The following is a 25389-nucleotide window of genomic DNA, read 5'->3' on the forward strand; positions in this document are numbered from 1 at the left end:
TAATCAGTTAAATAGACTATGAACTACCCACTACTTTGTCTGAGCTTGCTAGTATCCGTTGTGGCTCCCAACGGTCTGGCTAATGCTAAAAATGCAAGTACTTCATTCTCCTTTCAAACCTCTATGAACCTGCCCGTGCCGGATCCGGATAAGCCCGCTGATAAGAAGAAACAACGCAAAGAGCTGTATCAGCTACTGGGCCGACTGCCTGATCGTAACCGGCCTATATCGGTAAAGGTGGTGTCGAGGGAAGAAACGGATGAGATGATCGTGGAAAAGCTGCTGATGGATATCAATGGACAGCAGGAGGTACCGGCTTATTTTACTAAACCCAAGAATAGTACGGGTAAGGTACCGGTGATACTTTTCAACCATTCCCACTTCGGGCAGTACGAGGTAGGCAAGAATGAATTCATAAAGGGACGCAAGGAAATGCAGAGTCCACCGTATGCATTGGCGCTAGCCCGGGCGGGCTACGCGGGGCTATGCCTGGATAGCTGGGGCTTTGGTGAGCGCAAGGGACCTTCCGAACTGGATATATTCAAGGAGATGCTCTGGAAAGGGCAGGTGATGTGGGGCATGATGGTCTACGACAACCTGCGCGCACTAGACTACCTCGAAACCCGCTCCGACGTGGATATGAAACGGGTAGGTACTATGGGGATGTCCATGGGAAGTACTATGGCCTGGTGGCTGGCCGCGTTGGACGAGCGAATCAAAGTATGCGTGGATATGAACTGCCTGACCGACTACCAGACCCTCATCGAGGAGAAGGGGCTCAACCGGCACGGGATCTACTACTACGTACCCGACCTGCTCAATCATTTCTCAACGTCAAGCATAAATGCCCTCATTGCGCCACGTCCGCACCTGGGCGTAGCCGGTAGCCAGGATCCGCTTACGCCGCTGAAAGGGCTGGCTATTATCGACGAAAATCTAAAAGAGGTATACCGGAAAGAAGGTGCTCCCGATGCCTGGCAGCTCCGCATTTACGACGTACCTCACCTCGAAAATGCCGAGATGCGGCAGGATATCATGGCCTTCTTTAAGAAGTGGCTGTAAGCGGATTATAGCCTAGTCTACGAGGGGAGCGGTTTGCTCAGGAGATGTTACTCCGGGTGGAAGCTCAAGAATGCGGATATTGCGGAAATGGATTTCGGCACCTTCTGCTTCCAGACAGATATAGCCTTTCTTGCGTTCGGAGCCCCGGAGCCCGTTCACGAACTTACCATTGACAGATAGTTTTACGGTACCATCTACGCACACGACTACGTACTTGTTCCACTGACCTTTGCCGAGAGCCCTCTTTTCCAGCGATTTACTACGCGGCCCTCTGGGGTTATCCGGGATGGCTTTCATCCCCATAGTTGGGAATAATTCACCGTGTACATAGGCATCGGTCTGGTTGTTCTGCGTGGCCCATTCCAGTTCCAGCATCTGTACCTCTATGGCCTTGGTGAGCGGATCATCCCCAAAGGGAGTACCTTCGCTCCACACAAATACACCCGAGTTGCCTCCGGCCTCCATGTGCTTCCATTCGATCTCCAGGATGAAGTTTTCGTATTGCCGGTCGGTGCGCATAACACCAATGGGCTTGCCCGAGCAGATCAGGGTACCTTTCTTCACCTTCCAGGTTTCGGGAGAGGTATTTACATCCACCCAGCCATCCAGGTTCTTTCCGTTAAAGAGCGGACGAAAGGCCAGTTTATTAAATTCATCCTGAGCTTTTACCAAGCTACTTACAAAGAGCAGTGACAGCACTAAAAGGCCACTGCGGATATAGGTGTAGTATCTTTTCATGATAGTATAATAGAACAGCTACCGGCCTGGTAGCTGTTCTATTACAGAAAAGCATTTTCTCACTATACATACTTGCCTGAGTATGCCGGTACTATCGGCAGACAATCTTGCAGAGCTATTTGTTTTGCCGGTGAATGAGGTCGCTCAGATCACTCGCACGGAACCAGCGGTAGCCGTAGGCCTCCATCGTAATCCGGTGGGTCTTGCCTTCTTCGGCTACGCTTTCGTTGTCCTTCATGAGGTCGATCAGCTTATTTTGGTGTGCCTGGTCCACTTTCAACATTATTTCATGAGCTTTTTCGTCAAAGTTGTGGAGGACCACTAGTGAGCTTCTTTGCCAGGTGTATATCATCCCCAGAATTTTTGGCTCCCCCGTATCCAGAATTTCCCATTCGCCCCAGCCTATTTCCGGACACTCTTTTCGGAGCCGGATCAGGGAGGTCATCCAGTTGAGCAGCGAATGGGGGTCGCGTTTCTGGGCTTCCACGTTCAGGTGCTGGTAGGAATAAGGTCCCTCGTCTATAACAGGATGAATCAGCTCATCAGCTTCCGAGAATCCAGCCTGCGGATCATTGGACCACTGCATGGGCGTGCGTACGGCGTTACGTTCCTTAAGGCTCAGGTCGTCGCCCATCCCGATTTCATCACCGTAGCGGATAACAGGTGTGCCCGGCAACGAAAACATCAGGCTGTAGGCCAGCTCGCTCTGAGCCCGGTTACCAAGCATGGTCGATAACCGTCGCCGAATACCCCGATCGTACAATTGCATGTTTTCTTCGGGACCGAAGCGTGCAAATACTTTCTGACGCTGCTCGTCGGTAAGACGACCCAGGTCAAGTTCATCGTGGTTGCGGAGGAAATTGGCCCACTGGGAGGTCGGGAACAGGCAGCGGGTTTCTTCCAGTGCTTTTTTGAGTGGTTCAGTATCCGCCGTAGCCAGCGTATAAAAAAGGTGCTGGTTGACGTAGAAGTTAAACATCATATGAATGCCCTCTCCTTCATCACCAAAGTACTTTCGGGTTTCATCGGGGAGTACATTGGCTTCACCCAACAGTATGGCGTCACCCTTACGCCACTGCAGAATTCTGCGGAAGTCCCGCAGGTACTCAAAGCGCATCTCGGGCTCTGCGGCTCCCGGAGCGGGTGTCTCTAGAATAAAAGGAACCGCATCTACCCGGAACCCGGCCACACCTAGCTGTAGCCAATAGCTCATGATACGGCTTATTTCTTCACGTACCTCCTGATTATCGATGTTCAGGTCGGGCTGAAAGTCGTAGAAGCGATGGAAAAAGTAGGACTTAGCCTTTTTGTCGTAGGTCCAGGTGCGCTCCTGCACCCCCGGAAATACCATTCCCTCATCCCAGTCCGATGGCTTTTTCTTCGACCAGATATACCAGTCGCGGTGTTTGGCATCCGGGCTGCTTCGGGCATCCTGAAACCAGGGATGTTCATCCGAAGTATGATTAACTACCAGATCTATGATGACTTTGATTCCCCTTCGATTAGCCTGGTGCATGAATTCTACGAAGTTGCCGCTGGAACCATGGCGGGGGTCCACCCCGTAGTAGTCCCTGATATCATATCCATTGTCGCGGTTGGGCGTGGGCTGGAACGGGGCTAGCCAGATTGTGTCAACTCCCAGAGCGTGCAGGTAATCGAGGCGGCGGGTCAATCCTTCAAAATCACCAACGCCATCTCCATTCAGGTCCATGAAGGTTTCGAGGTCGAGACTGTAAAAAATAGAGTTCTTGTACCAGAGATCTTGTATCATAGTTTATGGAAGTAGTTGCCGGTTTCGAAATACATCACCTTATACTATGTTAACTATTCAATAACTATTTTGTGCTTATACACAGGGATATTTAGTAAAAAAGGTTGAAATGGTCCGTCCAATTTGAGTGGTTCGTAGTATGGCTTTTTAGTTTCTGAAACGAACAGGGGGATATCTCACCGATGTGAGTGCAGGCGATATCCAGTCCTCTATGTCCAGTATATTGCCTGCTTTGTCGAATTACCTGTACAGATGGGGAGCAGTAGATAAAGTACCTATACTTTTATTATTTTATTAAATCATAATACTATTGATTGTCAGCTTGTTGTATGCGGATTGTTTCATTTTTATCAGTGGTGACGACTCCAGCTATACGTCAGGAGTGGCAGATGCATGGTATCTATTTTGTGCTGCAGTTCTGTAAATAAATGGATGTTTACTAATTAAATGTGAGAAAGATATGAGCAAGCAAGACGCTGTACAGGCACAAAAACAATTTGGAGAAGCTGTAAATAGTGGTAATCTGGACAAACTACGTGAAGTAGTAGCTCCCAACGCCTTTGACCATGATCCGGCACCGGGACAAGAGCCGGGTCCGGAAGGATACATTCAGTTTTTTAGCAAAATGCGTTCGGCTTTTCCGGATATGAATATACAGGTAGATCAGATGGTCGCCGATGAGGATAAGGTAGCTATTGCCTATACCCTGACCGGAACCCATAAGGGTAACTTCAAAGGAATCGCAGCGACCGGACACAAAATAAGTGTGCGGGGTGTACAGATAGGTCGGTTTGAAAATGGCCAGTTAGTAGAGCGATGGGGTAGTTCTGATGAGCTGGGTATTATGAAGCAGCTGGGCGCTCATGTAGAAGAGCATCATTGATCAAAACCAAAAATGGTCAATGGTAAGACCAACTGCATCAATCATTTTAAAAATCTTATTTGAGTTATGGCTAATAGATTAGAAGGCAAAGTCGCGATTGTAACGGGTGGCGGAAGTGGAATTGGTGAAGCCATTTGTAAAAAATTCGCCAGCGAAGGAGCCAAGGTGGTAGTCGCCGGCCTGCCGGAGGATCCCGTGGAGGAAGTGGCAAGTGAAATTCAACAAAAAGGAGGTGCTGCCGTGGCTTTTAAGGGAGATTTGTCCTTGTGGGCACAGGCACAGCAATGCGTTCAACGGGCCGTGCAGGAGTACGGAAAGCTGGATATCCTGATTAATAACGCGGGGGTATTTGTGGAGACTAACTACCTGACCGACTTCACCGAAGAAAGCTTTGACTACATGATCAGGAACAATGTCAAAACTACCTTCATGATGTCTAAGGCGGCGCTGCCGGAGCTTCAGAAAAACAAGGGGAATATAGTGACGGCGGGTTCGGAAGCCGGAGTACTGGGTATTCCGCAGAACACGCCTTACGGAGGTACCAAAGCATTCAATATAGCCTTTTCGAAGGGACTGGCCGCCGAGCAGGCCGCGTTTGGCGTGCGTTGCAATGTAGTAGGGCCAGGGCCCATTGATACCGCCTGGACCCACAAGGAAACCGGGCCGATGGATAAGGAAATGGAGAAGACTAACAACCAGGCTAACCTGCTGGGGCGCCGGGGTACTCCCGAGGAGGTAGCTAACGTGTACCTGTTCCTGGCTTCGGATGAAGCCTCCTATGTGACCGGAGCGGTATACATGGTGGATGGTGGTATTACCATCGGAAAAGGACCCATTGGGGAGAAGGCCGACGAAGCCCTGAGCCAGCAGCCCAAAGGTGAACTGGACCTGGAGCATGCTATGGATGGGCATACGTCTATTCGTAGGTGAGACTATATATAGCAAGCCTTAAATAGGGCAGGAAGGCCAGCGGATATCTGCTGGCCTTCCTTATTTATAACAGGTGCCGCGATTTAATCCACTTTTAAGTACTGAATACGGTAGAAGTTCGTTTTTCTTTACGACACTAACTATTATCAGTGCATCATACCCTATGAAACAAAATACGAAATGGCTCCTCTTGCTGCTGTTAGGAATGGCAGCCTGTTCTACCACCAAACCAGTACCTTACCAGGCCAAATGGAACGCGCCGTTTAATTATGCGGATGGTCTGCAGCCAGATCAGCAGGACCAAAAGTCCAGACTGAAGTATGGCATAATCAACGATGATCAGTATCTGTATCTGACTCTCAAAACGCAGGACCTGCGTACTGTGCAACAGATCCTGCAGAATGGGTTGCGGATATCCTTCAAACCGGCGGGAGCCCGCCAAAGCGGCCACTCACTCCTTTTTCCGGTGGTAAGCCGGGAAGACCGCAAGGCTATGCAGAAAATTGATGTCGACATCCCTAATAGCATCAGTCTGAATCGCATGCTTGATGTATTTAATAAAGAGGCCTTATGGAAGGGGCCGCTGGGCCAACGATTCATCAACCTGGTTACGACCGATACAGGTCTGCGTTCGCACATATCCGTTAATCAGAATGGTGAACTGTCGGAGCAGCTGGTGATACCTTTTGCCTTACTCGGTATGAACCCCAATCAGGTTTCTACGCTGGACCTGGGTATTCAGGTAGAAGGTGTATCATCCCAGTCGGGCCTGTCACCAAGAATTAGTGTCGGAATGGGCACAGGCATGGGCGGCTTTGGTATGGGAGGTGGTGGTGTTGGCGTCGGACTCGGTACCGGCAACCGTAACGGCACTTCTGATCGTGATGTCAATATTAACCTACAGGTAAAGCTGGCAAACAGTATTGTAGAATAGAGCTGTTGGGAAAGTTGATTTCCAGTAGATTGTGCTCTTTTTTCTACAAATATTGTTTCGTTTAGATCAATAGTGGGAAAGTTAGCTGCATAATTGTGTAACTGAGCTATGATTTTGAGCTAAAAGCGAGCTATATAGTCTGGTATCCTATTTTTAGTAATTGAATTAGAGCAACACAAACATCACTCTAACTCTAATCAACAACAAAATGGGAAACTTGCTGTATACGATAGCCATCATACTCGTGATACTATGGCTGATCGGCTTCCTGGGTTTTGGAAGTTTCGGACTTGGTAATATTATTCACATATTACTGGTAATCGCTATCATTGCTGTTCTTCTGCGCGTTATAGGCGGAGGACGAATAGTCTAGTACAACGATCTTTAAACTGCTGTTATACTGAGCATCAGTAGGAACAGACTACAAAGCAGCTATCCAGGGTACTATCCCGGATAGCTGCTTTTTTATGGGCAGCTTATACCCGGCTCTTTACCACTCCTTCCATTAAACCACGTATATACCCTATCGCAAACAAAGTACCTATGGTACTATATCCGGCGTGTTCGTTGCTGTCGCCGGCCATGGTAGGTACGTGGTCGGGGCGGAGAGGCCCTCGGAACCCTACGTTGTAGTACGCCTGCATGGCCCGGTACATGTCGGTCTTACCATCGTCGTGGAAGGTTTCCTCGAAGTGGTCTTTGTAGCCGCGTACATCCCGGAAGTGAACAAAGTGAATTGCCTTGCGCTTGCCGAAGTACTCAATAGTAGCGGGTATATCTACCCCCTGCCCCTGTGCACCCATAGACGCAAAGCTTCCCTGACAGAAGGTAATCCCATTGCTAGGGCTGGGGTAGAGGTCCAGCAGGCGCTTAAATGCTTCGGGGGAGGTCATGATGCGGGGTATACCACGTATACTGTCGATCGGAGGATCATCGGGGTGGAGGGCTAGCTTCATCCCCACCTTTTCGGCTTCGGGTACTACCGCTTTCAGGAAGTATTCCAGGTTCTTCCACATTTTGTCGTGCGTGAGTTCACCGTACTCAGTGATTGGAGCCTGATCCTGGACGGCATCTATGTCAAAAGCGCTCACCAGCGCTCCTCCCCGGCTGGGGCGATCGAGGCTGGTACGGGCCCAGTTGATGACGGGCATCCAGTTGTAGCAGATAGTATCAATGCCTACGCGGCTCAGGTTCTGCATCAGGGTGATGAAGTTTTGGATCTCCTCATCGCGTCCCGCCAGTCCCAGCTTGGTGGGAGTACCCAGGGCGGGAGGTCCTTCTATTACTTTCAGTTTCAGTCCTACGCTATCCCAGGCTTCTTTGACGGCTACCACGGCTTTATAATCCCAGGGCTTAACATCCGACTGCCCGGCTATACCTGATCCTTTCATACGGGGATTGATACCTCCAACGGCACCCAGTACATTCATCTGCCGTGCCAGAGCAGCCTTCCGCTCCTCGATGCCCCAGAAATACGCCAGACACATTTGCATCCCGGCATCTTTGATAAATTCGTTGGTAGCTGCTGATTTGGGTTTAACCTGGTTGGATACGGTAGGAGGACTGTCTGGCCCTGTTAAGGAAAGGGCGGCGAGGGAAGCGCTTTTCCTGAGAAAGTCTCTGCGGTTGTTTTCCATGGAGTAGCTATGGATCAAAGCCTGTTTCTTAATAGAGAAGGCTATCCCCTGGCTGCTTTACTCTTTCAGGAAAAGTCTTAACAATGGAGGAACTACAGCAAAAAAGCTGGCAGCCCGCTTTTAAATGCTACTCATCATTCTACATATACTACGGTCCCTGTAAACGTCGCAGGCAATAAGTAGGTAATTTTTAAAATATGAATGCTGAATTAGGAATTTTTGAGAAGTGAATGTCTAAATAAACATAAAAAGCCTCCCCGAAAGCACTATGGCTGACGGGGAGGCAACAGGTACTATTCAAAATTAATAATTCAGCATTCAGAATTCCCTACGTAGTAGGACTACCTTCACTGACGGACTTGGTATTGTCATCCGGGTGACGGTCAATGAGCTTGTTGATCGGGTCCACACCGGCTTTGGTAGGCAGGGCGTTCACAAGTACCTTCACTGTATTGTCCTTGCCCGTTACCTTGTGCTTCTGTAGGTACACTAGCTTATCTTTTCCGTCTTCCCCCTTGGTATATACTCCTACATCCACCCACTGGGTACCCAGTGACACGGGCTTCTCGTTACCAGCGCTGTCGGCTACGTACTTCTCCGAGGTGAATTTGAGCGTTACTTCGTACTGCTTATCACCCTTCTTGGTGTAGCTAGCCTCCGTAGCTTTGTTTTCATACAAAGTAATATTCTCAAACCAGTCGGTGATGACGTACTGCAGCGAGTCGGGCGTCTGGGCCTTGAAGTAGCCCAGTAGGTCGCGGCTGGTAGGGTAGCGCTTCTGCTTGGAGTCCGGGCCTGGGTACTGCCAGTCGGCCAGGAAGTTGCGGAGGGCGGTGTTGACTTTATCCTCTCCGATGTAGTCCTGCAGAGCGTACATGATCACTGAACCCTTGTTGTAGTGGATGTAGCCCTGGCCTTCGGTCAGTACGAGAGGCTGCTCCTTCTTACGCTCCATAGCGCGTCCCTGCAGGTACTTGTCCATCTCGTACTTCAGGAACTTCTGCATCAGTTCGGGGGAGAAGGTGTGCTTCATTACCATCAGGGCCGAGTACTGCGATTGCGTTTCGGAAAGCATGGCATTTCCCTTTACACCCGCCTCGGGTACCTGGTGTCCCCACCACTGGTGACCGATCTCGTGGGCCGTGACGTAGTAAGGCATATCCAGGTCTTTCTCCGGATCGCTGATCTTCTGGATAAAGCCAATGCCCTCGGAGAAAGGTACCGTGTTGGCAAACGACTGTGCAAAGCTGGAATAACGCGGGAACTCCATGATCCGGAGCTGGCGGTACTGGTACGGGCCAAAGCTCTTAGAGAAGTAGTCCAGCGACTTCTTCATGGAAGTGAGCATGGTCTCCAGGTTGTACTCGTGGCCTTTGTTGTAATAGATTTCCAGATTGACCGTCTTACCATTCGGCCCCACCCACTTGTCGCGCTTCACCTCGTAGCGGGCTGACACGATAGAGTAGAAGTTGACCATCGGTACATCCATCTGGTAGTGGAAATAGCGGCGGTCGGTACCGGTACTATCCTTGCCGGTCCATTCTTTCTGGAGGTAACCCGGCGCAATGGCAATCTGCTCGGGCTCGGTACCCACTACCATCTGGAAACGGATGTAGTCGGCATCGTCGCCAAAGAGGCTCTGGCTGAGACCCCGCGGGTCGGTTTGCTCCATCATACGCTCCTTCTCGGGGAGCTTGTGCTTGCGGCGGAGGTCGTCGTCACCCAGCTCGGCCTGTTCGGCGTAACCGATGGAGGGGAAGTAGGTATTGTTGATAAAAGTACCGTTCTGCACGACGCTGGTATTGCTACCTCTGGCCTCAAAGCCTTTGGTCAGAAAGCTGACCTTGAAGTTCATCTTTACCGAATCACCTGCGGGGAGGGGCTGAGGTAGCTGGTAGATCGTGTAGCCAAAGTCTTTCCACTGCTGTTTAACTTTAGCTTCACCCCCACCAAAGTTGAGGTAGTTAGTCTTAACGCCATTCACTACATCCTCCTGAATATGAATATCCGTAATGGGGCGATCGGTCTTATTCTTGAGCCAGTAAAAGCCTTCGGCCGAAAAGTCGCGGTTACCAGGGTACAGCTCTACCTTCAGGTTGCTTTCCACAATCTTAGGCTGGGCGAGGTACTCAAATTTCTTGAGCGTCTTTTCGTAATCTACCGCCCACTGCTCTTCTTCCTCCTGCGTACGGTAGGTGTTAAGCTGATTGGTATTGTAGTATACGTAGAAACCGGTACCGGTAAAGGCGACTATGGTTACCAGCGTAAAGGTGACCAGCGGACGCGACAGACGCAGCCTTCCGATACGTAGACGGGTACGCATGGCGGCTTCTGAGCCCCGGACGGCCAGCACCACAGATACCGAAAACAGGATACACACAAAGCTAAACCAGTAAAGCTTCATCCATGAAAAACGGGTGACAAAGTGACCGTACCGATTCATGTCGGAGTACTCACCCAGGCTACCACTGTTGAACATAAACAGCGGGTGCTGGATGCCCATGGCGCCAATGGTAAACGTCACGATGAAGAACACAAACATGAGCGCATAGCCTACAAACTTGTTGTTGGCCATGATCTGCACGAAGAAGGCCAGCAATGTGTAGGCCACCAGGAAGAACAGCGTGGAGGTATAGAGGGTCTGGAAGTAGAGGGGCAGTTCGAAGTTGAAGTACCCATGAGCCGCCTGTACACCCATACCCACCACGATCAGCACCAGCAACAGACCCAGGTATATGATCAGCAGCCCGATGAACTTAGCGACCAGGTTGACCCAGTCGGGTACGGGCAGGGCATCCATAATAAGGTTGAAGTTGACCGAGCGCTCACGCCAGATCAGTTCGCCCGAGTAGAAAATGGCGATGATCAGGAAGAATAGGTCAAACTCATTGAGCAGACCCAGTACATTGGCCGTGATGGGGTAGGAGCTGGTCCCGTACATCTTACCGAAGTAGAAAGCACCCACGATGAGGTTGATCAGACCTACTACCACTATTCCCACAAACGGTACATCGCGCATGATCATACGGGCGTAGAACAGGGCCTGCTGCAGGAGCATTTTCATGTAACTACCCGCGTTAAGTACCTGCTGTGCGACTGGAATGGTAACCGACTCAGGGCGGAAGCTGGTCTTCTCGGCTACCACGGCTTTAGCCTTGCGCCAGCCACTACGTACTACATTAAAGCTAAAGCCCCAATAGGTACCCGCCAGGACCAGCAGCGCGAATCCCAGCCAGATCAGGCGGTTCCAGAGCAGCAGTCCTTCCAGGGGGACCAGCTGGCTATTCTTCTCCGCAGGTGACCAGTACTCGGTGTAGATCTGGAAAGCCCGCATGCCGAAGGGGTCCAGCAGGGCAGCGAGGGTTTTGTTGTCAAGGTCTTCGAGCATGGTGTCGGCTACCTGGTACAGCACCAGCAGAACGATCCCCTGCACGTAGATGACGATGGTCTGACGGCTGAGGGTACCGGCTGCGAAGTACAGCGCCGACTGAATAAAGATACTGGTAATGCCCAGCGTCAGGAACGGCTGGATGTAGTGCCAGAAGTTGAAGGGTAAGATCTCTTTAGAAGCCCAGGAAGGCTCCCAGGGTAGGTACTTCCCGACCGCGAAGCCCAGGATGAAGGCGATCCAGACGGCACAGAACACCAGTACGGTAACCAGGAAGGAGCCGAAGAAGCGCCCAAACAGGTAGGCAAACTTAGATACGGGCGTAGTAAACATCAGGGAGTCGGTCCGGTGCTCAAAGTCACGGAGGACAGGTACTCCCATAATAGCGGACACAATGAACGTCAGGGCAAAGGTCATGATGGTGGTCATGAACGCCAGGTTGTAGGGCGAGTTTTCGACGATCTGCCCACCGGCTACGCCACCTATGACGACGTACTTAGAGGTAACGGCGAAGAAGCACAGTAGGAACAGGATGCCGAAGTAGAGGTAGGTAGCGGGGCGTTTCTTGCGGTAGTCCAGCTCGAAACGTATTATTTCTTTCATCATTCTCTTGGTAGATTAGGGTGAGAGGGTGATTAGATCCGATGGAGCAACTGCTATACAGCTACTGCCTGCCGCCCAAAGATGTGAGAGAAATACACATCCTCCAGGTCACCGGGAATAGCCACGAAGCCATCACCCGGAGCCGTATCCGCCATGACATGAATCACCGGGGTACCTCCCACCAGCTTCTCAGAGATAATGGTGTACTGCTGACGGTAGGCTTCCAGCTCCGCCTTAGGTACCCGCTTTTCCCAAATTTTACCCTCAATATCCAGAAGTGCTTGCAGCGGACTTCCCTTATACAGTACCTGCCCCTTATTGATAATAGCCATGTCGGAGCAGAGTTCCTTCACGTCTTCTACGATATGCGTGGAAAGTATCACGATGGTATTCTCGCCGATCTCACTCAACAGGTTCAGAAAACGGTTACGCTCCGCCGGATCAAGACCAGCCGTAGGCTCATCCACAATGATCAGTTTGGGGTTGGCCAGCAAGGCCTGTGCTATGCCAAAGCGTTGTTTCATCCCTCCCGAGTAGCCTCCCAGGTTCTTCTTGCGGGCATCGTACAGGTTGGTTTTCTGGAGCAGCGCCTTCACTACCTCTTTCCGTTCGCCGCTGTTGGTGATTCCTTTGAGTACAGCCAGGTGGTTGAGGAGCGTTTCGGCATCCACCTTAGGGTATACTCCAAACTCCTGCGGCAGGTACCCCAACACCCTCCGTACTTCATCTTTCTGGGTCAGTACATTGGTATCTCCCAGCTGTATACTACCCGAGTCAGGCTCCTGCAGGGTAGCTATGGTACGCATCAGGGAGGACTTACCGGCACCGTTAGGTCCCAGCAGACCAAACATCCCCTGATTGATCGTGAGGTTTACGTCTTTGAGGGCCTGCACCCCGTTGGAGTACGTCTTGTTGAGATGTTGGATAATCAGTTGCATAGAAGGGTAGGTTGTGAAGGTTTATCAAGTGAGTATTAGTAAAGCTAATATACAAATTAGCAGCCTTAAGAATATAATCTGGGGTACAAGCGGCCTATATAGCTGACCAAAGGCCAACAGAAAAGGCACCGGTTGATGAGCCCCGATGCCTTCAAAAAACAGTATTATACAAGGTGCAGGTACTAGCGCATCCGCTTCATGCTGTTCAGGATCGCGAGGGCGTCTTTCTCGGCCTGTTTGTCTTCATCATCGAATATAATGGCAATAAAGAAGTTCGTTTTGGTGCGTGGGTCCATCATACCGGCAAACATAATGCGGGAGCCTTCCTTAAAACCTTCTACGTAGTAGCCTTTCAATCCATTGGAATTAACGGCGGTAGCTTCATCTATCTCATCCAGCTCCATTTCATTGGCCCCCTCAATGGTGGCTTCTTCCAGGTCGTCCAGGGTAATATCTTCCTCGACCAGTTCCATAATCAGCTCCATGCCCTTGCCGGACATTTCGAATGTTTCGTCGGTATTCTTCTTTACTCTGAAATCGTTAGGTACCGTAAGCTGTAACTTATAGTGCTCCCATTCATAGGTCTTTTGTGCCGTAGCCGAGGTGAGCGTACCTAGCAGTAAGACGCCCAGGAGCAGTGCGTAAGAGGAGAATTGTTTTTTCATTGGAGGGTGATTTGAGTGAAAAATAGCGACCAAGGTAATAAAAAAGCGGACTATCGTAGTATAGTCCGCTTTTAAAATTATCTTTATAAAAGTAACTGATAGTCAGTTAGTATCTCTTGTATAACCCTGGGTGAATGGGGCAGGTACTACTCCGTACTCAGACTCTTGACCGGGTTCATCAGGGCACTCTTAAGTACTTGTATACCTACTACTGTACTGGTCAGTACAGCCAGTGCTATACCTACCTGTGCAAAAGGGAGCCAGTTCACATGTATACGGTAGGCGTAGTCGGCCAGCCAGTCAGAAAGGAGCCAGTAGGCCAGGGGCCAGGCTATCACATTAGCAATAATCATGATCCAGACGTACTCTTTCAGAAAGAGAGTGACGATGGAGGAGACTGATGCCCCCAGTACCTTGCGAATCCCTACTTCCTTAGTGCGCCGGGCTACGCTGAGAGATACCATACCTACCACACCCAATAGTACGATCAGGAGGACCAGGCCCGTAGCCAGGTAGGTCGCTTTTTCCAGCTGGAGTTCGGTCTGGTACAGCTTCTGAAGGGTTTGGTCCATGAAGGCATAATCAAACGGAGCATCCGGGAACAACTGGTGCCATTTCTGCTCGATGGCTGCCATAGTTTGTTTAGTAGTATTGGATGCCAGCCTGAACGAGTAGAAGCGGTATAAGGGCCGGAGCTGGACGTGGGAAATAATCAGGGGACGGATGGTCTGGTGCATAGAGCCTGTATGAAAGTCCCGCACAACCCCCTTGACCCGGAAAGCGGTTGGAAATCCCAAAAACTTAACGGACTGACCTTCGGCCGCCTCCGGGGTTGGGAAGCCAAGGGCTTTGGTAGCGGCCTCATTAAGAACCAGACTGGTGGAGTCCAGAGCGCCCTGACTATAGTTAAAAAAGTTGCCTGCCCGCATAGGTATCTGATAGGTTTGGGCATAGTTCTCGTCAGTAGTCATGATAAGGGCACTGACGGACTGCGTAGAATCCCGGCCTTCTGCATAGATACTGGCACTATTGCCTACATTCCCATTTGGAATCTCAAAGGATAGGCTGACCGACTGTACACCGGGTATTATGGCCAACTGTTCACGTGCGGCCTGCATCCGGGTTACGCCTTCGGCAGACCAGGTACGGGGTAAGGAAGATACCGTTACAACGGCCTCTTTCCGGAAGCCCAGATCACTGTTGAAGAAGTAGGCGATCTGGCGGGATACAATAATGGCGGCCACAAACACCACGATGGCGATGGTGTATTGTACCGTTACCAGTGCCCGTCGCAGGATCACACCAGCCGCGAACTTTCCCTCGCGTACGGAGTTTCCCTTGCTTTTCAGCGAGTCTATCGACGAGTAGGCAGATAAGTACAGAGCCGGATAGCCGCCTGCCAATCCACCAATAAGTAGGATAAGCAGTACCATCATCCAGCTGTAACGCCAGGGAATATCAGCTATGGCTAGTAGCGGCTTACCTACTACTTCACCAAACAAGGGTCGGAACAGAAAGTAAAGACCAACAGAAAGAATAGCGGCAATCAGTGTCAGTACCAGGGCTTCTGTAAGGAACTGCGCCGTAAGTTGCCATCTCAGTCCACCTAATGCTTTGCGGACACCAATCTCACGCAAGCGGGAGGTAGACGTACCAATGGAGATATTGACAAAGTTAACAATAGCCATCAGCAGGATAAACAGCCCCACCGCCATCAGCGTAACGATCATCTTGCGGACTAGTCCGTTGTTACTTTCCAGGTAGTACTCCGAGAGTGGGGTGACGTAAGCCGTCAGATTCTTTTGAATGTCGGGAGTAGCATTGGTCCTGATGAGTTGGGCCAGTGGCTGGTCCAGATCCTGCGGATTTACCCCCGGCTGCAGCTCAATGTAGTTGACGATGTACGGATTGAGCCAGGAGTCCATACTGGCACCAAAGTAAGGTAGGGCCCCCATGCCCATGAACACCTCGTTGTCCTCGGGGAGTAGTTGTGATACCGAGTTGGGAGGCAGAGGTTTAAGGATACCCGTTACTATAAACTCCCGCTTGCCTGCCTGCGGCGTCTCAACTGTCAGTGATTCGTTGAGTACATCGGTCCTGCCAAAGAATTTCTGGGCTTTGGTAGCGGTGATGACTATAGCGTTAGGGCCGGTCAGGGCAGTGTGTGGGTTACCGTGCAGGAGGTTAAATCCGTACATCGTTAGTAGGGTAGAGTCCCCGATCTGGATGGATTCGCGGAAGTGGTTTGCTCCTTTTGAAATGGTCGCATTTACGCCGTGGAAGCGGTAGTAGTTAGCCACCAGGCTGGGGTACTCTTCTTTCAAGGCCGGACCAATGGGGGCCAGGACAGTTATGTCCATTCCCATGTTCTCCTGCCTCCAGCGGCTTTGTACCAGGTACTGCTGGCTGGCGTTTTTCAGCTGGCGGTTCATCTGGTACTCACCCCAGATATAACTCGCTATGAGTAAGGTAAACGTGATGCCTACGGCCAGACCGGCAATGTTCAACAGAGAGTAGAACTTACGCCGCAGCAAATTACGCCAGGCAATTTTGAAGTAGTTTTTTATCATGGCATTTTAGGTTTAATATACAAAAGGAGGAAAGTAAGAGCTGTATTAATACCTACGGTATTTTTCTGCTTTCCTCCCGCGCGGCAGCCGCTTTTCTACTTTAATCTGTTTTAATAGCTTTTACCGGATTCATCAGGGCGGCCTGGATGCTTTGGTAGCTTAGTGATAAGATACCTATACCTACTGCCATGGCCCCGGCCACTACATATACCCACCATTCGATAGATACCTTATAGACAAAGTCCTGCAGCCATAGGTGCATGATGTACCAGGCGACGGGTGAGGCAAGTACAATGGAGATGACTATTAGTCGGACGAAGTCGCGGGATAGCAGCCCCACGATACTGCTCACCGAGGCTCCCAGTACTTTCCTAATGCCAATTTCCTTGGTACGTTGTACCACAACCTGTGATACCAGGCCATATAATCCCAGGCAGCAGATCAGGATAGCCACGATGGTGAAGGTGTTGATGAAGCGGGAGATGAGGGTTTCGGTTTCGTAGAATTTTGCTACCTGCTCATCCAGAAACTGATACTCCAGTACTTCATCGGGATAAAGCTGCTGCCACACCCGGCGTATATGATCTAATGTACCGGCCGGATCTTGTCCAGTGATACGAATACCCGCGCGTTCAAACCAATCAGACTGGCTGGCTATAAAGCAGGGGGCAATCTCTTCCCGTAGCGATTTCTGATGAAAGTCTTTGACTACCCCTACGATGGGGAGGGGCGTGGCCGATAGGTAGTACTGCAGCTTTTTGCCCAGTACCTCTTTTGGGTCCTGATAGCCCAGTTTGTGGAGCAGGGCTTCGTTGATCAAGTACTCCCGGATGGTATCGCTGGGCATAATATTACGACCTGCCACTAGCTGGAGGCCATAGGTGGAGAGGTAGTTGGCATCAGCCAGCCGGTCGCGTACCGGATAGGTAGCCCATTCGGAGCTGCCGTTGAATTTGAAGGAGCCGCCAAACTGCTGTTCACTGGAAGGCGGGCGGTGACTAAAACTGACCGACTGAATGTCGGGTTGTTGCAGGAGCTGCTGCCGGAATGCTTCGCGGTTGCCTTTTTGTTGATTGGGCAATGTCACTACCACCACATTATCCTTTCGGAAGCCCAGGTCGGCATTTTGAATGTACTTTATCTGATTAGCCACTACCAGCGAGCACAGAATCAGGACGTGACAAACCGCAAACTGACCAATAACCAGAACGCTCCTGACGGTAGTACTACTGACCGATGTGGCAGGAAGCTGGCCCCGCAGGATAGTCCAGGGCGAGAAACCGGAAAGTATCAGTGCCGGATACCCACCGGCAAGCACTGTAACTACACCTAGTAACAGCCCCAGAAAAACCACCATCTGCCAGTCAACCCGGAAGGCTAGCTCTACCTGCGCCCAATCGTTGAATACAGGCCGGGCCACCAGGACCAACAAGAAGGCAAAAGCTGTAGATAGGAGAATAATAATGGCTGATTCGAGCAGGAACTGCCCAACCAGCTGACGACGTGAGCTACCCAGCGACTTGCGGATACCTACCTCCTTGCTACGACGAATGGCCTTTACGAGAGTCAGGTTAATGAAGTTGATACAGCCGGCAATAATTAACAACAGACCTACACCTGCCAGGGACCAGAGCAAGGCCGGGCGAATGGTATCGCTACTCCGCTGTACATCGTAGTGAATGTCACTCAGCGGCTGTACATTGAAGCGAAATATGGCCGCATCAGTCCCGTAATGCTTTTTTGAAAGTACCGGGAGTGACTGTTCAAGTCCGGCTAAGGCACCCGGCGATTTGAGGGTGACGTAGAGTCGGTTGGTACTGTTAAGGTAGTACCAGTTCGATACTTCGTAGTCAGGATTCAGATTCTTAAGCGTAGCCATGGAAATAAATAGACCCACATCCGTATCAGTCATGGGAGGTGGATCGGCCACCAGACCCGTTATCGTTACATCTACCTTATTATTTAAGGTCAGCACCTGTCCTATGGGATCAGTATCCCCAAAGTACTTGCTAGCCTGTGACTGCGTCAGTACTGCCGTATTGGGTTCACTGAGGGCTGTATTGGGCTGGCCATGCAGCCACTCATAATCCAGTATCTCAAACCATTCAGGCTCCACCAAGGCAGTACCCTTGTATTCACGGAAGCGCAGTGGCTCGGAACGTCCTGTTCGTCTTGCCGTGACGGTCAGTTCACGATTCATCATAAAAAACGCGGCCTGCTCTACCTGAGGGTACTCGGTACGTAGTACCTGAGCCATGGGAAGTGGGGCTTCGGGATTATACTCAACGGAGCCATCTTCCAGGTACAGATCTGTATTGATCCGGTAGGTGCGCTCCAGCTTCTGGTGGTGGCGGTCAGTACTAAGGTGATGCCTTAAAAACAGGAAGATAAGTATACCGGCAGCCATACCTATCGAAAGACCCACTGTGGTTAGTGAGGTATAGCTGCGATGGGCCAGCAGGTTGCGCCAGGCTATTTTGAGGTAGTTTTTTAACATAATGCATCTGTACGTTGAATGGCGATTCAAGGTACAGACAATAGTGATAGGCAGACTGTTAAAAAAAGTTAAGCCTTAAGCACAAAGCGTATCTTCAGTACTACCACATTATATCAAGGTGCCTAAGGATTAGGGGCGGAGATTTGGAAAGTTGATTCGATGGCTCAAAATTAGTTGTTGGAGGAGCGAATCCTGAAACGGAGTAATGACCACAGAACCAGGTACGATACGCTGATCAGCAATCCGAATTCAAGACTTAGTAGCATAGCTGTACGGTCCGTCAGTCCCATCAGCAGGGCTTCAAATAGCTCTGAAGGATTATGCAGGATATCCCAGCTGTTCCAGCGCCCAATACGTCCCAGGAAGATGCCGAATCCGGCCAGAGGTATGCTTACCGCAAACATGGCAATCGCCAGAAAGCGGGGAAAGGTACGGTGCCAGGTACGGTGTATCCAGTACAACGATACCAGTCCATTGATCATACTGACCTGTGCGTAGTAAAAGAGCATGATCACATCGTGCCAGGTGAGGTCTCTCCCGTAGTCAACCGACAGGTGTACCAGGTCGGTAATCATGTAAGGAGCGTTAGGGAAGAATAAGAGCCAAAGTATACTCAGAATACTTATTGTCAAGGGCAGTTTTCCGAAACGGCTGCTGAGGACATCTGCAATGAAAGCTGTAACAAGCGGTACCCAACTCAGAAACAGGTTCCAGTCCAGTGAGAAGTCAACGGGTGCGTTGAACTGGATCCTGATCAGGTGAAATGCCAGAGCCGCTGAACTCAGTACCAACAGAAGTAACAGCGGGTACAGACCAGCCAGCGTGATGATAGGAGGATCGGAAATAAATACCCGATAGCCGAATCTATTGAGTTGTAGTATAAGGTATTTCAACTGCCTGCTTATTTATATGTTAGAACATACAAAGCTATAAAACGTATAATAAACCTGTACAGGTTTATAAGTCAGGTTAATTATATGTTATTTTATATAAGTTGTTCTTATTGTACCCAAAAGAATACTAATGCCTCGATAGAACTAATTGTTCATGAGGAAATTAGCCTTTGGTGTGAAGTGTGTGGGAGTGAAGACTTAAAGGAGAAGCGGGGACCCGTTATACTGATCCCCGCTTTATAATTGCCTGTAAATAATTAATTTACAGTACTTTTACAAGTTACTTTCCTGTACAGGGGTAGTAGCATGTACTTGTGAATCGTTAGGCTTTTGAGACTTCTTCCGAGAGGACTTACGGCGCCGTGACTTATTTGCTTTTGGTGCCTGTACGTCTCCCTCGGCCACCACACTCTGAGAAGCAACGGGGGGCGTAGCCACTCCCTGATCTTTCGGTGGACGGGGCGTTTTGTTCCGTGGGGTACTGCTTCTTGTATCTTTAGAAGTCTTCTTCCGGTTCTGACCCGCTCCTCTGTTGCTTTTAGAGCGACGAGGGTCATACTCGGGTGATTCACCTAGTCCCAGCTCCTGAGTAATGGATGTCTTTTCTACTTCACGTTCCAGGAGCCTTTCTATCCGCTGTACGTAGTGCTGGTCCTGATCAGTGATGAATGTGATGGCAGTACCGGTAGTGGCAGCCCGGGCCGTACGGCCTATCCGGTGAATATAATCTTCCGGATCGCGGGGTACATCAAAGTTCACTACGTGGCTCAGGTTATCGATATCTATTCCTCTCGAAAGTACATCGGTAGCTACCAGGATCGGGAATTTACGATTCTTGAAATCCCGAAGTACAGCCTCCCGCTCCGACTGGTCTGAATCGGAGGAAATACCCCTTGCCTCAAATTTCAATCTACGCAGTGCACGTACAATGGTGTCGACCGAAGACTTACGTGATGTAAAAAGTACCATGCTTGGGTTATCGGCCTTTTTGAGCAGATGAGACAAGAGGGGTAGCTTTTGTTGATCATACGCCATGTAAAACTGCTGATCAATACCTTCGGCCGGTTTTGATACCGCCAGGCGGATCTCTTCCGGATTTTGCAGAATGCGCTTGGCCAGTTCACCAATCTTGGGAGGCATGGTAGCCGAAAACATAAGGGTCTGGCGCTTTTCAGGCAGGAAGCTCAGGATCTTCATGATATCGCTCAGGAAGCCCATGTCAAGCATCCGATCAGCTTCGTCCAGGATCAGGTGCCGTAGCTTATGAAACTTAACGTATCCTAGCTGTAGGTGCGCGATCAGTCGGCCGGGCGTAGTGATGATGATATCAGCTCCTTGTGTTAAGGCTTTTTTCTGCTGGTCCCATTCCGGGCCTTTATTACCCCCATATACCGCAATACTGGTAGCTCCTACAAAGTAGCCCAGGCCTTGTACCTGTTCATCGATCTGTTGGGCCAGTTCCCGGGTAGGGACCAGTATCAGCGTACTGATATGTTCCTGCGGATTTTTGGCGATCTCATTCAGGATCGGAATAAGGTAGGCAGCCGTCTTGCCTGTGCCCGTTTGAGCACAGGCAATGAGGTCTTTGCCTTGGAGGATGCGTGGAATAGCAAGTTCCTGAATAGGGGTTGCTTGTTTGAAACTCATGGAGTCCACGGCGCTTATTAGATCGTCGTGGATATCTAAATCTTGAAAATGCAAAGTTCAGCTTTTTTATATACTACATGGCTGACCTTATACTCTCTCTGGTCAGCAAACCGCTTGATTTCTACAAATATACATAATTATTCTAAGAATATAAAATCAAACTTAATCCTGGTTGATACCAAACAAACAGGATGAGCCACTGGTGATATGCATAATAAAGTAAAGCTACCGCTTGATAAAAACCGGAGGGTAGATTCGTAACTGTTCCGGATACGAATTAACTTACAATTGGTACTATCCTTACATCCTATTTATTACCACATGCCTTTCTATAAAGATCTGGTACTGGCCAGCAAGGTGGAGACCGAGCTTGACAGACTGAAAAAGTCAGACCGCATCCGAATCGTCAAGGGGCTGCTCAGGCTGAGGGCTGGCCTATCTACCTCCGTACCTCAACGTACCCAAACAGAGAGTCTGCTCCTGGCTACCTGGAATATTCGTGAACTGGCACCGACCAATAAGGGAGGAAAGCGAACCATGGACTCGTACTTCTTTATTGCCGAGATCATCAGCTATTTTGATCTGGTAGCGGTACAAGAAGTACGTGATGATCTGACGGCGCTCCAGCAGGTGATGCGGATACTGGGCAGTGACTGGCAGTGTGTGTTTACTGATGTGTCAGCTTTTGCCAACGGAGGTAATCAGGAAAGAATGGCTTTTATTTTTGACACCCGGAAAGTCAGGCTAAGTGGCCTGACGGGTGAAATAGTACTTCCACCTCGGCTGGAACAGAAGCAGTTTGCCCGGACGCCCTTTATGTGCGGTTTCAAAGCCGGCTGGACTGACTTTGTATTGGCCACTGTACATATTTATTACGGTCAAAGTACTCCTGATGATCCCCGGCGTCTGCAGGAAATTACTGATGTAGCTAATTTTATCCGGGACCGTAGTGAAGAGAAGTATGCTCACACCCGTAACTGGATCCTGCTGGGCGACTTCAATATCTTTGCGAAGACGGATGCTACCATGAAGGCTATCGAAGAGGCTGGATTCAAAGTACCAGATGCCTTGGTCAAGAACAAGCTGACGGGCAGCAATGTCAAAAAAGACAAGTTCTATGATCAGATCGCTTTCAAGGTAGATGGTGAAGAGTTCAGAGCCAAAGAGCGGGCCGGTATTTTTGATTATTTTGAGTATGTATTCAGGGAAGATGAGGCAGAACTCTATACACCGCTCATGCCTGCCAACGCATCGTACGCTACCTGGCGTACCTTTCAGATGTCAGATCACTTGCCTATGTGGGTAGAGATCAAGATTGACTACTCCTCAGAGTACCTGGAGAAGAAGCTAAAAGTACTGGAAGAAGGAGCCTAGCAACAACAGGGACGGACATGGCATAGGTTTTTAGAGGTTGTAAAGCTTATCAAAGTCTTTAACAACTTCAGAACCTTATCTGCTATGGCCCAAAATAATACTGAATCCAGCTCTTCTTTAGGCCGAACCCTGGGATGGGCGGCCCTGGGTGCCGGCGCCTTCATGGCTGCCAAGGCTATCTACAATGAATTTACCAAATATGATCTCAACGGAAAAGTAGTACTCATCACGGGAGGCTCCCGGGGGCTGGGTTTGCTGATGGCCCGTCAGCTAGCGGCCAAAGGTGCTAAGCTGGTGATTTGCTCCCGTACTGAAGAGCAGGTAGAACGCGCCCGTCAGGAACTGGAGCAGAAAGGGGCCGAGGTACTTGCCCTGACCGTAGACGTAACCCGTCAGGAAGAAGTAGAGGCTTTGGTTCAGCGGGTCATCGGGCACTACGGCCAGTTGGATGTACTCATCAACAGCGCCGGTATTATCATTGGTGGTCCTCAGGATACAATGGGTATAGAAGAATATGATTACGCCATGAAGACCCATTTCTGGGCTACCCTTTATACCATACTGGCGGTGGTACCTCATTTTAAAGAGCGGGGCGGTGGCCGAATTGTGAATATTACCTCGATCGGTGGGAAGATATCGGTTCCCCACCTGTTGCCTTATTCGGCCAGTAAGTTCGCACAAGTGGGACTGTCGGAGGGGATGCACAATGAGCTTAAACAATACAATATAAAGGTAACTACCGTAGTTCCCCACCTGATGCGTACCGGTAGTCCGCGCAATGCTTACATCAAGGGTGATCATGAGGTAGAGTACGCCATTTTCAAGTTTCTTGATTCTTCTCCTTTATTTTCCCAGGATGCCGAAGTCTCGGCAAGGTCTATCATTAAAGCCCTGGAATACGCTGAACCAGAGGTAATTCTTACCGTTACGGCGCGGGTAGCTACCTTCCTGCAAGGGCTTGCTCCCGGTTTCCTGAATACCACTATGGGATTGGTAAATCAGTTCCTTCCTGATAATGTGGAGGGAGGCGATCAAACTAAGCGCGGGTACGAAAGTGAAACCGAGACATCCAGAAGTTCGGTCAATACACTGACTGATCAGGCTGCCCTTAAGAATAATGAGTTGTAGCAACTGGCACGTAATTTTTAGTAGTAAATAATTACAGAAGTTGCTCCTCCTGTTCCTTTCATTTTAGTCTACCTCTTTAACTCTCTGACTGGGGTAGAGCTGTTTCATTCTTTGGAGTGCAACCGATCGACTTGCAAAGCCGGTTAAAAACATTAATACATCGTGAGCAGACCATACGTTATTTCAAAAAAGGCTGATTCCTTTTTTTACAGTATTTATGATGCAATTCTTTTTATCGGACGCTTCTTCAAGGAAGCAGTCCAGCCTCCATATGAGTTTCAGGAAATAGTAAGGCAATGCTACGAGATTGGGTACCGATCACTGCCGCTTATCAGCCTCACCGGATTTATTACAGGTATTGTATTTACCAAGCAGTCGCGTCCCTCACTCATTGAGTTTGGGGCCGCTTCGTGGTTGCCGTCGCTGGTAGCCATTGCCATCGTACGTGCCCTGGCTCCCCTTATAACTGCCCTGATCAGTGCGGGTAGGGTAGGGTCCAGTATTGGTGCTGAGCTGGGCTCCATGCGTGTTACCGAACAGATAGATGCCATGGAGGTGTCGGCGGTTAACCCTTTCAAGTTTTTGGTGGTGAGCCGCGTGTTGGCAACGACTATTACCATCCCGATACTGATGCTCTACTGCGCTCTGGTGGGTATGCTGGGGGCCTTTCTGAATGTATCTCAAAACGAGGAAACCAACTTTGTGGCTTTCTGGGAGAGTGCTTTTGACCAGATTACCTTCCTGGATGTATGGGCCTCCGTCATCAAGGCTATCGTATTTGGTTTTACCATTGGTATCGTAGGTTGTTATAAGGGATACTATGCTAATAAAGGAACCGAGGGAGTGGGCAAAGCGGCCAACTCGTCGGTGGTGCTTTCCATGTTCCTGATATTCATAGAAGAGGTAATAATAGTACAGATTGCCAACTCCATCCGGGGCTATTAGATAATCTACTGTATGCAAAAGGATAAATCATATATAGATACCAGTAAAACCGTCATTGATATCAGGGGGTTGTACAAGTCATTTGGTGACCTGCATGTACTGCGTGGCGTGGACCTGAAAGTATTCAAAGGAGAAAACGTAGTGGTGTTAGGGCGATCGGGTACTGGAAAGTCGGTTCTGATAAAAATTATTTCCGGGCTGCTCATGCCGGATAAAGGGAAAGTAAATGTACTGGGGAGGGATGTAGACCAACTGGACCGGAAACAGTTGATGGAGCTACGCCTAAAGATAGGTTTCTCTTTTCAAAATAGTGCCCTCTACGATAGTATGACTATTCGGGAGAATCTTGAGTTTCCGCTCGTCCGGCATGTAAAGAATCTGAGCCGGGCCGAAGTAAACAAGGAGGTGGAGTCCGTACTGGAGGCGGTTGGTTTGTTACAGACCATCAACCAGATGCCTTCTGAACTCTCCGGTGGACAAAGAAAAAGGATCGGCATAGCCCGTACCCTGATTCTGAAACCCGAGATCATGCTCTATGATGAGCCCACTGCTGGTCTGGACCCCATTACTTCAATAGAAATTAATGAACTGATCAACGAGGTACAGGAGCGGTATCATACCAGTTCTATCATCATCACCCACGACCTGACCTGTGCAAAAATAACCGGTGACCGTATCGCCATGCTATTTGACGGACAGTTCCTCCGGGTAGGTACTTTCGAAGAGGTATTTGACACAGACGAAGAAAGAGTCAGAAGTTTTTACGACTATAACTTTACAGAATAA

The 25389-nt window shown here is 49.8% G+C and carries 19 protein-coding genes; 9 read left to right on the forward strand and 10 right to left on the reverse strand.

Annotated elements, in window-relative coordinates; genetic code table 11:
- Positions 1-18 precede the first annotated feature (18 nt).
- Positions 19-1062 carry a dienelactone hydrolase family protein gene (locus JUB14_RS13455; protein ID WP_207506776.1) on the forward strand — a complete coding sequence of 348 codons (1044 nt, stop codon included), beginning with the start codon at positions 19-21 and terminating at the stop codon, positions 1060-1062.
- A 12-nt stretch (positions 1063-1074) separates the two neighbouring features.
- Here JUB14_RS13455 and JUB14_RS13460 read toward each other — a convergent pair whose 3' ends face one another.
- Entirely contained in the window at positions 1075-1800 is a 726-nt protein-coding gene (locus JUB14_RS13460) for a 3-keto-disaccharide hydrolase (protein WP_207506777.1), read from the reverse strand.
- A gap of 115 nt (positions 1801-1915) precedes the next feature.
- Positions 1916-3571 (reverse strand): alpha-amylase family protein, encoded by a 1656-nt coding sequence (locus JUB14_RS13465; protein ID WP_207506778.1) that lies wholly within the window; start codon positions 3569-3571, stop codon positions 1916-1918.
- Between the two features lie 460 nt (positions 3572-4031).
- Between JUB14_RS13465 and JUB14_RS13470 the strand changes: the two genes are divergently transcribed.
- The 4 genes from JUB14_RS13470 (at position 4032) to JUB14_RS13485 (ending at position 6691) form a co-directional block, all read left to right on the forward strand.
- Entirely contained in the window at positions 4032-4454 is a 423-nt protein-coding gene (locus tag JUB14_RS13470; protein ID WP_207506779.1) for an ester cyclase, read from the forward strand.
- Positions 4455-4520: 66 nt separating this feature from the next.
- Complete coding sequence (locus JUB14_RS13475; protein WP_207506780.1) at positions 4521-5384, forward strand: SDR family NAD(P)-dependent oxidoreductase; 864 nt, start codon at positions 4521-4523, stop codon at positions 5382-5384.
- A gap of 163 nt (positions 5385-5547) precedes the next feature.
- On the forward strand, positions 5548-6318 hold the full coding sequence (locus JUB14_RS13480; protein WP_207506781.1) for a hypothetical protein: 771 nt from the start codon (positions 5548-5550) through the stop codon (positions 6316-6318).
- Positions 6319-6526: 208 nt separating this feature from the next.
- Positions 6527-6691, forward strand: a complete 165-nt coding sequence (locus tag JUB14_RS13485) for a lmo0937 family membrane protein (RefSeq protein ID WP_207506782.1) — start codon at positions 6527-6529, stop codon at positions 6689-6691.
- Positions 6692-6794: 103 nt separating this feature from the next.
- Here the strand turns inward: JUB14_RS13485 and JUB14_RS13490 are convergent, their stop codons facing one another.
- From JUB14_RS13490 to JUB14_RS13525, 8 genes are all read right to left on the reverse strand, one after another.
- Positions 6795-7955 carry a mannonate dehydratase gene (locus JUB14_RS13490; protein ID WP_207506783.1) on the reverse strand — a complete coding sequence of 387 codons (1161 nt, stop codon included), beginning with the start codon at positions 7953-7955 and terminating at the stop codon, positions 6795-6797.
- Positions 7956-8283: 328 nt separating this feature from the next.
- On the reverse strand, positions 8284-11949 hold the full coding sequence (locus tag JUB14_RS13495) for an ABC transporter permease/M1 family aminopeptidase (protein ID WP_207506784.1): 3666 nt from the start codon (positions 11947-11949) through the stop codon (positions 8284-8286).
- 50 nt (positions 11950-11999) lie between these two features.
- Positions 12000-12884, reverse strand: coding sequence for an ABC transporter ATP-binding protein (locus JUB14_RS13500; protein ID WP_207506786.1), 885 nt, complete (start codon positions 12882-12884; stop codon positions 12000-12002).
- Between the two features lie 182 nt (positions 12885-13066).
- Entirely contained in the window at positions 13067-13549 is a 483-nt protein-coding gene (locus JUB14_RS13505; RefSeq protein WP_207506787.1) for an amidohydrolase family protein, read from the reverse strand.
- Between the two features lie 146 nt (positions 13550-13695).
- Complete coding sequence (locus JUB14_RS13510) at positions 13696-16119, reverse strand: ABC transporter permease (protein ID WP_207506789.1); 2424 nt, start codon at positions 16117-16119, stop codon at positions 13696-13698.
- A gap of 100 nt (positions 16120-16219) precedes the next feature.
- Complete coding sequence (locus tag JUB14_RS13515; RefSeq protein WP_207506791.1) at positions 16220-18616, reverse strand: ABC transporter permease; 2397 nt, start codon at positions 18614-18616, stop codon at positions 16220-16222.
- Positions 18617-18786: 170 nt separating this feature from the next.
- Positions 18787-19509, reverse strand: coding sequence for a DUF1361 domain-containing protein (locus tag JUB14_RS13520; protein ID WP_229367823.1), 723 nt, complete (start codon positions 19507-19509; stop codon positions 18787-18789).
- Between the two features lie 273 nt (positions 19510-19782).
- On the reverse strand, positions 19783-21156 hold the full coding sequence (locus JUB14_RS13525) for a DEAD/DEAH box helicase (RefSeq protein WP_207506793.1): 1374 nt from the start codon (positions 21154-21156) through the stop codon (positions 19783-19785).
- 321 nt (positions 21157-21477) lie between these two features.
- On the opposite strand from JUB14_RS13525, the gene JUB14_RS13530 reads away from it, so the two are divergent.
- The 4 genes from JUB14_RS13530 to JUB14_RS13545 all read left to right on the forward strand — a co-directional run bounded on the left by JUB14_RS13530 (position 21478) and on the right by JUB14_RS13545 (position 25389).
- Positions 21478-22530, forward strand: coding sequence for an endonuclease/exonuclease/phosphatase family protein (locus tag JUB14_RS13530; RefSeq protein WP_207506795.1), 1053 nt, complete (start codon positions 21478-21480; stop codon positions 22528-22530).
- An 84-nt stretch (positions 22531-22614) separates the two neighbouring features.
- Positions 22615-23658, forward strand: coding sequence for an SDR family NAD(P)-dependent oxidoreductase (locus JUB14_RS13535; RefSeq protein ID WP_207506797.1), 1044 nt, complete (start codon positions 22615-22617; stop codon positions 23656-23658).
- Positions 23659-23820: 162 nt separating this feature from the next.
- Positions 23821-24603, forward strand: coding sequence for an MlaE family ABC transporter permease (locus JUB14_RS13540; RefSeq protein WP_310586140.1), 783 nt, complete (start codon positions 23821-23823; stop codon positions 24601-24603).
- A gap of 12 nt (positions 24604-24615) precedes the next feature.
- Positions 24616-25389 carry an ABC transporter ATP-binding protein gene (locus JUB14_RS13545; protein WP_207506799.1) on the forward strand — a complete coding sequence of 258 codons (774 nt, stop codon included), beginning with the start codon at positions 24616-24618 and terminating at the stop codon, positions 25387-25389.

The sequence above is a fragment of the Telluribacter humicola genome (assembly GCF_017355935.1).
Lineage (GTDB): Bacteria > Bacteroidota > Bacteroidia > Cytophagales > Spirosomataceae > Telluribacter > Telluribacter humicola.

What these genes read in the sequence shown, in the direction of transcription:
- JUB14_RS13455 (WP_207506776.1), top strand. Translation starts at nt 19, where the DNA reads ATGAACTACCCACTACTTTGTCTGAGCTTGCTAGTATCCGTTGTGGCT.
- JUB14_RS13460 (WP_207506777.1), bottom strand. Translation starts at nt 1,800, where the DNA reads ATGAAAAGATACTACACCTATATCCGCAGTGGCCTTTTAGTGCTGTCA.
- JUB14_RS13465 (WP_207506778.1), bottom strand. Translation starts at nt 3,571, where the DNA reads ATGATACAAGATCTCTGGTACAAGAACTCTATTTTTTACAGTCTCGAC.
- JUB14_RS13470 (WP_207506779.1), top strand. Translation starts at nt 4,032, where the DNA reads ATGAGCAAGCAAGACGCTGTACAGGCACAAAAACAATTTGGAGAAGCT.
- JUB14_RS13475 (WP_207506780.1), top strand. Translation starts at nt 4,521, where the DNA reads ATGGCTAATAGATTAGAAGGCAAAGTCGCGATTGTAACGGGTGGCGGA.
- JUB14_RS13480 (WP_207506781.1), top strand. Translation starts at nt 5,548, where the DNA reads ATGAAACAAAATACGAAATGGCTCCTCTTGCTGCTGTTAGGAATGGCA.
- JUB14_RS13485 (WP_207506782.1), top strand. Translation starts at nt 6,527, where the DNA reads ATGGGAAACTTGCTGTATACGATAGCCATCATACTCGTGATACTATGG.
- JUB14_RS13490 (WP_207506783.1), bottom strand. Translation starts at nt 7,955, where the DNA reads ATGGAAAACAACCGCAGAGACTTTCTCAGGAAAAGCGCTTCCCTCGCC.
- JUB14_RS13495 (WP_207506784.1), bottom strand. Translation starts at nt 11,949, where the DNA reads ATGATGAAAGAAATAATACGTTTCGAGCTGGACTACCGCAAGAAACGC.
- JUB14_RS13500 (WP_207506786.1), bottom strand. Translation starts at nt 12,884, where the DNA reads ATGCAACTGATTATCCAACATCTCAACAAGACGTACTCCAACGGGGTG.
- JUB14_RS13505 (WP_207506787.1), bottom strand. Translation starts at nt 13,549, where the DNA reads ATGAAAAAACAATTCTCCTCTTACGCACTGCTCCTGGGCGTCTTACTG.
- JUB14_RS13510 (WP_207506789.1), bottom strand. Translation starts at nt 16,119, where the DNA reads ATGATAAAAAACTACTTCAAAATTGCCTGGCGTAATTTGCTGCGGCGT.
- JUB14_RS13515 (WP_207506791.1), bottom strand. Translation starts at nt 18,616, where the DNA reads ATGTTAAAAAACTACCTCAAAATAGCCTGGCGCAACCTGCTGGCCCAT.
- JUB14_RS13525 (WP_207506793.1), bottom strand. Translation starts at nt 21,156, where the DNA reads ATGAGTTTCAAACAAGCAACCCCTATTCAGGAACTTGCTATTCCACGC.
- JUB14_RS13530 (WP_207506795.1), top strand. Translation starts at nt 21,478, where the DNA reads ATGCCTTTCTATAAAGATCTGGTACTGGCCAGCAAGGTGGAGACCGAG.
- JUB14_RS13535 (WP_207506797.1), top strand. Translation starts at nt 22,615, where the DNA reads ATGGCCCAAAATAATACTGAATCCAGCTCTTCTTTAGGCCGAACCCTG.
- JUB14_RS13545 (WP_207506799.1), top strand. Translation starts at nt 24,616, where the DNA reads ATGCAAAAGGATAAATCATATATAGATACCAGTAAAACCGTCATTGAT.